The sequence below is a fragment of the Streptomyces sp. NPDC002785 genome (genome assembly GCF_040295565.1).
In the GTDB taxonomy this organism is placed as follows: Bacteria; Actinomycetota; Actinomycetes; order Streptomycetales; family Streptomycetaceae; genus Streptomyces.
In genome coordinates this window covers 1-2,093 of the sequence record NZ_JBEOVN010000400.1, presented here as the reverse complement: position 1 = coordinate 2,093, position 2,093 = coordinate 1, and the positions used below count along the sequence as shown (strand labels likewise).

Genomic DNA, 2,093 nt, shown 5'->3' with positions numbered 1-2,093 from the left:
GCCGCGACATCGACCACCGCACCCACAGGACCACCGTCCACATCGAGATCAGCACGTTGCCAAGCCCGTCAGATGGCTAACCGAACGGCATTGCGGCTAGTGGGCGGCCTCGCGCCGCTGCGGGAGTGCGTTGTCAGACCCATGGGGGATGCTGGTGGGTCCGACACCTCTGACCGGGAGATGCTGAGATGCGCAATGACGAACTCGCCGCGGCCCAGGCGTATGTCCGACTGCTGAAGGCCACTCGGGCGGCGCTCGCGGAACCTGACGAGGGCCCGTTGTATGTGCCATTGCTCGCCTCCCCGATCGCGGAGGCCGATGGCGCTCTGGAGCGCGCGGGGCTCTGCGGCAACGAGTCCCGGCTCTTCGATCTCGTGCGCTCGCTTCAGCCGAGCATGTCCGGCAACGGTCGCTGAACGAACCTGCTGAACGTCACCGCGGTCGCGGTGTTCTCCATCACCGGGCGGACCGGACCTGGTAGGCCGGCCCCGTCCGGCGGCCGGCGTACGGCAAGCGTCGCCGTCGTCGCGCCGTCGCTCTTCACCTCGTCGCTCCAATGCGCCACCATGCTCTGAACGAGTCGGCGGACCGGGCGCTCTCAGGACCACCCTGAGCGCACTCGATACCCGTCGGCCCGCGCTCAATCGGTCGTCCCGCGGTCAAGTCCCTCTGCGCGTGCGCCCGCTCCTTGCGGGATGAATTGATTCAAGTCAAGAAGGAAACACATCTAGCTGCTTGACTGGAAGCTCGTGGCAAACCTAGCGTACGGTCTAACTGAAACGATTCATACCGTCCGAACGACCACCGGTCGCTGGATGACTCCGCTCGTGAGGTGTTCATGTCTGATCTGTCGGCCGTCAAAGCAGCTCTGAAGTCCCAGGTGATCGAGACACCGACTTGGGGGTACGGGAACTCCGGGACGCGATTCAAGGTGTTCGCGCAGCCAGGAGTGCCGCGCGACCCGTTCGAGAAGCTGGAGGACGCGGCGCAGGTGAACACGTTCACGGGTGTGGCACCGAAGGTGTCGTTGCACATTCCGTGGGACAAGGTCGAGGACTACTCCGCGCTGACCCGGCATGCCGAGGATCTCGGGCTTCGGATCGGTGCGATCAACTCCAACGTCTTCCAGGACGACGACTTCAAGCTGGGATCGGTCACACACCCCGACCCGAAGGTACGCCGCAAGGCCACGGGTCATCTGCTGGAGTGCGTCGACATCATGGACGAGACCGGGTCCCCCGATCTCAAGCTCTGGTTCTCCGACGGCACGAACTACCCCGGGCAGGACGACATCGTGGCCCGTCAGGACCGGCTGACCGAGGCGCTGGCCGAGGTGTACGAGCGGCTGGGTGACGACCAGCGGATGCTGCTGGAGTACAAGCTGTTCGAGCCGGCGTTCTACACGACCGATGTGCCGGACTGGGGTACGGCGTACGCGCACTGCCTGAATCTCGGCCCGAAGGCTCAGGTGGTCGTGGACACCGGGCACCACGCGCCGGGCACCAACATCGAGTTCATCGTGGCGTTCCTGTTGCGTGCGGGAAAGCTCGGCGCGTTCGACTTCAACTCCCGGTTCTACGCCGACGACGATCTGATGGTCGGGGCCGCCGACCCGTTCCAGTTGTTCCGGATCATGCACGAGGTGGTCAAGAACAGCGGCATGAAGCCCGGGACGAACGTCAACTTCATGCTCGACCAGTGCCACAACATCGAGGCGAAGATCCCTGCCGTGATCCGGTCGGTCGCCAATGTGCAGGAAGCGACTGCGAAGGCATTGCTGATCGACATGGACGCGCTGACCGCCGCGCAGCAGTCCGGCGATGTGCTGGCCGCGAACGGTGTCCTGATGGACGCGTACAACACTGACGTCCGTCCGCTGCTCGCCGAGGTGCGTGAGGAACTCGGGCTGGCCAGGGATCCGTTCGTCGCATATCTGGCCTCGGGCTATCAGGAGCGGATCGCGGCCACCCGGGTCGGTGGCGAACAGGCCGGCTGGGGCGCCTGAGAGCCTGTCGGGTGGCCGGTTGGTTACGCTGCGATGAGGTCCTCGACGGTGCGGGCTCGTGCGGTCTTGCGGTGGGATTCATGGCTCC

Annotated in this window: 2 protein-coding genes; both read left to right on the top strand. The window is 65.1% G+C overall.

Annotated elements, in window-relative coordinates; genetic code table 11:
• The first annotated feature begins 188 nt into the window (after positions 1-188).
• Positions 189-416: a hypothetical protein gene (locus ABTZ94_RS37350; RefSeq protein ID WP_351207883.1), complete on the top strand. Its 228-nt coding sequence runs from the start codon at positions 189-191 to the stop codon at positions 414-416.
• A gap of 422 nt (positions 417-838) precedes the next feature.
• Entirely contained in the window at positions 839-2,005 is a 1,167-nt protein-coding gene (gene rhaI / locus ABTZ94_RS37345; protein WP_351207881.1) for an L-rhamnose isomerase, read from the top strand.
• The last annotated feature ends 88 nt before the right edge of the window (positions 2,006-2,093 follow it).

Bases quoted from the DNA above. Each gene is read 5' to 3' on its own strand.
- rhaI (WP_351207881.1), top strand. From the start codon at position 839: ATGTCTGATCTGTCGGCCGTCAAAGCAGCTCTGAAGTCCCAGGTGATC.
- ABTZ94_RS37350 (WP_351207883.1), top strand. From the start codon at position 189: ATGCGCAATGACGAACTCGCCGCGGCCCAGGCGTATGTCCGACTGCTG.